Origin of the sequence: Daejeonella sp. (genome assembly GCF_046590655.1) — a bacterium.
Lineage (GTDB): Bacteria > Bacteroidota > Bacteroidia > Sphingobacteriales > Sphingobacteriaceae > Daejeonella.
The window spans coordinates 1-7,024 of sequence record NZ_JBKJUM010000167.1 but is presented as its reverse complement, the minus strand read 5'-3'; the positions used below and the strand labels follow the sequence as shown (position 1 = coordinate 7,024).

Below are 7,024 nucleotides of genomic sequence, written 5' to 3'. Positions count from 1 at the left end.
GCAGCAAACGGGATTTACAGGCTATTATCTGCGGACGATACAACCAGGCATTGTGAACAAAACAGACAAGTTAATTCACCTCAGCAGCCATCCTGAAAAAATATCTGTTATGGATGTGAATTATATTCGATATCATGACCCTGGTAATAAAGAATGGCTGCATCGACTGGTAGATTTGAAAGAGCTTTCCCTGGACTGGAGAGAGATGTTTGAGGTGAAACTTGTTAAGTTATAAGTTTTAAGTTATACGTTATAAGTTACTAAACGCTGCACTAGCCGCCCAAACGTATAACGTAAAACGTATAACGTCTCAGCCGCCCAGACTTATGACTTACAACTTATAACTTATAACCTACAACTCCATTTGGTATCCTCTTTGTACATCCCCTTATTTTGAATGAATGAGATTTAAGTCATAAGTTGTAAGTTATAAGTTTTTTAAACGCCGGTGACAGTCGAGCCTTATTACTTATAACTTATTACTTATAACGTATAACGTAAAACAGCCTTACTCAGCTACAAACTTATACCCCACCCCCCTAACCGTCTGCATAAAATGAGGCCTGTCAGGATTATTCTCAATTTTCTTCCGAAGCCGGACGATATGCATATCGAGGGTGCGGGTATTCACATCTGAATTATAACCCCAGACCACCATCATTAATTCATCGCGGTTGATAACGGTATTTGCGTTTTTCAGGAAGTAAAGAAGTATTCGATTTTCAAGAATAGTAAGCTCAATCTTTTTACCATCGCGCATCAGTGAATGAGTATTTGGATGGTGCTCCATATTTCCAAACCGGTACACTTCTGATTTCTCGTTGTTGATTACAAACTTTACTTTATTATCGATCAAAGCCACTAAAACATCCATATTAAAGGGTTTAGTTACATAATCTGAAACACCAAAGCTGTATGCGTCAATCTTGTCAACATCCTGAGCTTTGGCAGTCATCATTATAATGATGTTATTGAACCCAAGCTTACGCACGTTCTGACATACTTCTGAGCCTTGTTTATTAGGAAGCATCCAGTCCAAAAGAACAATATCCGGCTTTTCAGTCATGATCAGTTCTTCGGCTGTTTCACCATCCGAAGCTTCAACAACTTTATACCCTTCTGTTTCAAGACGGTGTATAACCAGAAAACGGAGATTTTCATCATCCTCAATAACGGCAACTTTAATTTCTTTTGACATGATTAAATTTCGTAAGGCAACTCAATTGTAAATTCTGACCCTTTTCCTTCCACACTTTGAACAGTTATAGTTCCGTTCATAAAATTAACCAGTTCTTTACAGAATGCCAAACCTAATCCAACGCTACCCTGTTGATTATATTGGTTTTGCACCCGAAAGAATTTCTTAAAAATATTGTCTATATCTCTTGATGGGATACCAATTCCCCGGTCTGCAAATTTCATCATAAGGTTCTTTTTCGCCTTTCTGATAGATATTATAAGAAATTTTTTTTCAGGATTCGAATATTTATATGCATTATCTATAAGATTCTGAAAGATGCTCCCCAAAAGCACCGGATCGGTCTTAAAATATTCTATCCCATCAATTTTACACACAATGTCAAAATTCGGGTATTTAAGCTGATATGCATCAATCATATTCTGACAAAAAACGTCCAGATTGATACATTCTACTTTTAATCTAATGGCTTTATTTTCAATTTGTGTAAAGGAAAGTAATTTATTCATCAGATCATTAAGCTTATCTGCTTCTTCATCGAGGATTTTTCCATAATGCAGTCTTTCACGCTCAGAAAGCGTAGCCGCACTCCGGATATTATTCCCAGCGATCTTAATTACGCTAACTGGCGTTTTGAACTCATGGGTCAGATTATTTACAAAATCATACTGTAGCTTGAACATCTTACTGTTCACGTTGAGGTTGCGGTAAATCAAGTAACCAATCAGGACCAACATTACGTAGGTAATAAATATACCCCCCGCTATTGGAAAGAAACGTCTGTTTATTTCTCTCATCAGATACTTTTTGTTTGAGCTGAAATAGAGTTTATGATCGGAAAATGGCCCCGACAATGGAAGATCATTACTTACGAGCTCCGGATCATTCGCCAGCGATTCATATACCAGGGGTTTGATACTTATATGCTGGTAAAGTTCTGGATTTGTATTTCGGATTGTTAGCTTAAGAGGATCGAGGTAAAAGGTCAGCATGTCAAGTTCGTATACCGGCGACCTGGGCAAGTCTTGGGTCATTATCTCCTTGTAAATTTTCAACTCCTCTCTCCTTGGAATATTCATATATGTTATCCTGTTGGATGTGATGGTGTAAAAAATATTGAATCTATCATTATCGCTAAGAGCCTTGGTGGTATCGGATGACTCTATAAATCCGGAGAATTTTATCGCCATTTTATTGAATTCATCCCCAGTTTTTAAGGAAAAGGAAGAGCTAGGAAAAGTATCTTTAAAAAGTAATGTTGAATCTTTGTCAATGTTACGACCAAATTGATAAACCGATTTTGGTCCCATTGCGAAGTTGTTGACCGTTAAACCATTGGGAATGTCGTGGTTACTAATTGCCGCATCGTAAAAAACTATCCGGTCTACAAATTTGAACTTCCTGAAAATAGTATCTACATACTTAACCGCCTGACTTGAATCGAGGTAACCCTGATAAAAAGTAATTTCCGGGATCTTGTTCTGAAAAAAATTATTATACGGCTTTACTGTCTCCTCCAGGACTTCAATCTTTTGAGAGACAAATTCATTCTCGACGTATTTTGTAGTTAGATTGTAGCCGAGGTAAAAAGCAACAGCCATAGAAGCTGTTATTAAAATGAAGAAAGTGATGATCAGGGAGGAATTTTTACGGTAAATCTGCTGATACTCCTTCATTTACTCCTTTCTGAGATTTTTATCGAGAAACTTCCCGAGCTCCCTGTAAAATTCCAATTTATTTTCGTCATTCTTGAAAAAATGCCCCTCATTTTCTTTAAGGATATAAGTAACCGGGATCTTTCTCTTTTTCAATTCCTTTACAAACTGGTTCGTTTCATTCATATTGACGCGCGGGTCTCTTCCACCCTGCGCGATTAAAACCGGCACCCTGATTTTGTCATTGTGAAAAACAGGAGATACAGCCCGGAAATAATCGGCATCAACTTCTGGATTACCAACCGTCTCGTAATACATTTGAAGGTACGGCCGATAATACGGAGGTATATCCTTTAAATACGTAAATAAATTCGTAATACCCGAGTAAGAAGCTCCGCATTTGTACAGCTCAGGCCTGAAACACAATCCGTGCAGAGCTGAATAACCTCCGAAGCTCGAACCATAGATAGCGATGCGCGTGGAATCAGCAACCTTTTGGCTTATCAGCCATTTTACGCCGTCAGTAATATCATCCTGCATCTTCCCACCCCATTCCTTAAAACCAGCAATCCAGAATTTCTTTCCGTAACCTTTTGATCCTCTAAAATTAACCTGGAATACAGCATAGCCCTGGTTGGCTAAAAACTGCACTTCTGGATTGTAACCCCAGCTGTTCCGGGAATCTGGCCCTCCATGAGGCATAACTACAACTGGAAGATTAGTTTCTCTTCTGCCTTTAGGCAAAGTTAAATAGCCGTCCACTGTCAGGCCATCACGGGTTTTATAGGATATTGGCTTCATTTCAGCCATTTCTTCAACATTGATCGAAGGGTTGACATCGCTTAGTTTGACTAACTTATTGTCCTTAATAGTGTATAAATAAAAGGACCCCGGATTTTTGTCAGTATAGGTTCGGATTATGAACTTAGTTTCAGAAGCATCAGAACCGGTTATATTTATTTCATTATTAGGGAGAAGCTTTTCTAGTCGTCCGTACATAGCGTTGACAGAATCATCCAGATAATGACGTTCCTTTTTCCATGTTTCATACCCCGCGTAAATCAATTTATCTTTCTTTGCAGAAAAGACTGCCTCAGAAACATCAACATCTGTATTGCCGTAAATGACACGATGTTCCTTCCCGGTCACACAATCTAATTCCACCAAAGCCATTTTATCACGATTTTTGTTTGATAAGGCATAAATACAACTATTATCCTTACTAAAACCAACGGGTGCGATACTCGCCCTGAAATTGTTAGTTAGAACGGCAGTAAAAATCACCTCTTCAGAATCTCTGTAAAGTAAGGTTTCATTAACGCCATCGCTGGCAATCGCCATTCTCAGTTTGCCTTTTCTATCTGAGTACCATTTAGTAATATTCCCTGGATTGCGAACAAGCATGGAGAGTTTTCCAGTCTGAATGTTCAGGCGGTAGGCATCGAATACTGTCGAATCCCGCTTATTTAAAGCTACGAGTACATTATCGTCCTGCACTGTTTCTGATGTGATAAGCCTGATCTTGGTGTTGGCAAATGAAAGCAGTTCTCGTTTATTTGAACCATCCCTTCTGACTGCAAACAATCCCTGGTGTTCCTTGTCCGACTGGTTCTTTAGATAAAGAAGTTCATTATTATTCGCCCACAGATAATAACTAATATTCCGGTTAGAGTCACACGTTAACTGAGTAGTATTTTTTCCATCCCATGTTTCCACATAGATATGAACGCGATTGTTGTCCGGCTTCAGATATGAGATGTACTCTCCGTCAGGCGAAACCAGGAACGACGTCTTGAAAGCCGCCTTGAAAAAATTCTCGACAGGTATACGTTCTGCCGGTTTTTCCATTGTACAGGATATACTTACAAGAAATATAAAAAAGAGAAAATATTGCTTTATGTGCTGCATCAACTTATGATATGCCAGATTCTAAACAAAAGTCAACAAAATGGCTGCAATGAATACATTGCAACCGAAAAATTACTAAAGATTAAATGTGAACGAGACTTGCATGTGCCTGCCGCTTACGAATATCCGAATTCAACCCTTCAAGTTAACAAAAGATTTATGATCCAAATTGATGGTAGCGTAACATTTAAACTACAACTGGGATTTGAAAGTAAATATGACCGTACTTTAATTAATAACGTTCGCATGCATTTAATTGGTTCCATAAATCGGTATATTAGTTACTTGCGGGCATGTATAGTAAAAGAGCACACATGAAAAGATTTTTTCTTATTCTGATAGTAGTTTTGAGCTCTTCCGCCATTATTGCCCAGATCAACTCTGACGAGGCGCTGGCTGTCCAGTATTTTCAAACAGGCGAGTTCGACAAAGCAGCTGTCATTTATGAAAAGCTGTTCAATCGAACGAAAAATGTTAGTTATTATGATCCGCTTTTTACTTGTCTTTTAAAAACTAAGCGATACGATGAAGCTGAGGATCTGGCAAAAAAACTGTTAAAAGCTAACCCGGGCAACTACACGTATGCAGTTGATGTGGGTCGGATTTATCAGGAAAAAGGCGAGCAGGAAAAGGCTACAGAGTGGTTTAATAAGCTCATCAGGGAGCTCCCGGCAAATGAATTTGCCATTAAAGATCTGGCTATCACATTCTATCGTGCCGAAGGATACGATTTCTCTATTAAGGCACTTCTAAACGGCCGCAAACTTGTCAATGATGAAAGTGCCTTTTCATATGATCTGTTGAGTTTATATCGGTTTCGAAAAGATAAACCTAATCTCATTCAGGAATACCTGATCATATTAAATACGAATCCGGAGATATTACCGCAGGCGCAAAATGTGCTGGCCGCCATTCTGGAAGATAAAGCTGATTACGACTTATTAAAGATTGCCTTGTTGAGGCGATTACAAAAAGACGCTCAAAATGTAGCATACACAGAGTTTCTTACCTGGCAGTATATTCAGCAAAAAGAATTCGATATGGCGCTTCGGCAAACGCTAGCGCTTGACCGTCGTTTAAAAGAGGATGGTGAACGAGTGTTCGGGTTGTCTCGCCTACTTTTGTCTAATCTGGCGTACGAACAGGCTATCGAAGCACTTAACTATATTGTTGCAAAAGGCAGTGATGGGAAATTCTACATTCCTGCAAAAATCGATTTACTGGATACTAAAACTAAACAGCTTACTACAAATAAATATAGTCTGGCGGATCTGATTGTATTAGAAAAGGATTATATGTCCTTGCTAACCGAATTCGGACGGAGTGCCAGTACCTCATTCGCCATTCGCAAGCTCGCAAATTTGCAGGCATTCTATCTTCAAAAACCTGTGGAAGCCGGCGAACAGCTTGCCAAAATGATTGAGATGCCCGGAATTTCCCCTATCATCCTGGCTCAGGCGAAACTGGAACTTGGCGATATCTATATACTCACCGGAGAAGTATGGGAGGCGGTTCTTTTATACGGACAAGTCGAAAAACAGTTCACCAATGAACCTTATGGACAAGAGGCTAAATTTAAGAATGCTAAACTTTCCTATTTCCAGGGCGACTATGTTTGGTCGAAGGCACAGTTGGATGTTCTAAAAAGTTCGACATCCCAGCTTATAGCCAATGATGCACTAAATCTAAGCTTGCTTATATCAGACAATCTGCAGAACGAAACTGATACAGCTGCCTTAAAAAAATATTCATATGCCGATCTGCTCATCTTTAAAAATCAGACTGATAAAGCTCTGGCGCTGCTAGATAGCCTGAATATTCTTTACCCCGGCAATTCCCTTGCCGACGATATACTGATGGCCAAATCAAAGATCTTTCTTAAAAACAATGAGACAGATAAAGCTATTGCCCAACTGCAGGAAATAGTTGGAAAGCATACTGCAGAATTGTGGGGTGATGATGCACTCTTTATGCTCGCTGATCTCTATGAAAACAAATTAAGTCAGCCGGCAAAAGCGCTTGAATTATACCAAAAAATAATAACGGATTTCCCGGGAAGCTTGTATGTGATTGAGGCGAGGAAGCGGTTTAGGCTGCTTAGGGGAGATAAGCTAGGGTAAGAGAGGGGATTATCCGTTTTGCCTGGCAACTGTCCTTGCCTGAATATGTTGACCTAAAATAGAGGTTTATGTACACTAAACCAAAACAAGATGGCAACAGTAACGGATTATGAGAAATTGACAGTTCGACAACGTCGGCAACG

The 7,024-nt window shown here is 39.3% G+C and carries 5 protein-coding genes; 2 read left to right on the top strand and 3 right to left on the bottom strand.

Going from position 1 to position 7,024, the window contains the following annotated elements; translation table 11 throughout:
* Positions 1 to 235 (top strand): 3-alpha domain-containing protein (locus tag ACLL8Z_RS14900; protein WP_411275588.1); only part of this gene is annotated, 235 nt, incomplete at its 5' end.
* 273 nt (positions 236 to 508) lie between these two features.
* Here the strand turns inward: ACLL8Z_RS14900 and ACLL8Z_RS14895 are convergent.
* From ACLL8Z_RS14895 to ACLL8Z_RS14885, 3 genes are read right to left on the bottom strand one after another with little or no spacing between them, the layout of a single operon-like run.
* Positions 509 to 1,198, bottom strand: a complete 690-nt coding sequence (locus ACLL8Z_RS14895; RefSeq protein WP_411275587.1) for a response regulator transcription factor — start codon at positions 1,196 to 1,198, stop codon at positions 509 to 511.
* 2 nt (positions 1,199 to 1,200) lie between these two features.
* Positions 1,201 to 2,874 carry a sensor histidine kinase gene (locus ACLL8Z_RS14890; protein WP_411275586.1) on the bottom strand — a complete coding sequence of 558 codons (1,674 nt, stop codon included), beginning with the start codon at positions 2,872 to 2,874 and terminating at the stop codon, positions 1,201 to 1,203.
* Positions 2,875 to 4,701 carry a prolyl oligopeptidase family serine peptidase gene (locus ACLL8Z_RS14885; protein WP_411275585.1) on the bottom strand — a complete coding sequence of 609 codons (1,827 nt, stop codon included), beginning with the start codon at positions 4,699 to 4,701 and terminating at the stop codon, positions 2,875 to 2,877. It abuts the gene before it with no gap.
* A gap of 374 nt (positions 4,702 to 5,075) precedes the next feature.
* On the opposite strand from ACLL8Z_RS14885, the gene ACLL8Z_RS14880 reads away from it, so the two are divergent.
* Complete coding sequence (locus ACLL8Z_RS14880) at positions 5,076 to 6,881, top strand: tetratricopeptide repeat protein (protein ID WP_411275584.1); 1,806 nt, start codon at positions 5,076 to 5,078, stop codon at positions 6,879 to 6,881.
* The last annotated feature ends 143 nt before the right edge of the window (positions 6,882 to 7,024 follow it).

Coding starts and splice junctions, on each gene's coding strand:
- ACLL8Z_RS14890 (WP_411275586.1), bottom strand. CDS start 2,874: ATGAAGGAGTATCAGCAGATTTACCGTAAAAATTCCTCCCTGATCATC.
- ACLL8Z_RS14880 (WP_411275584.1), top strand. CDS start 5,076: ATGAAAAGATTTTTTCTTATTCTGATAGTAGTTTTGAGCTCTTCCGCC.
- ACLL8Z_RS14895 (WP_411275587.1), bottom strand. CDS start 1,198: ATGTCAAAAGAAATTAAAGTTGCCGTTATTGAGGATGATGAAAATCTC.
- ACLL8Z_RS14885 (WP_411275585.1), bottom strand. CDS start 4,701: ATGGAAAAACCGGCAGAACGTATACCTGTCGAGAATTTTTTCAAGGCG.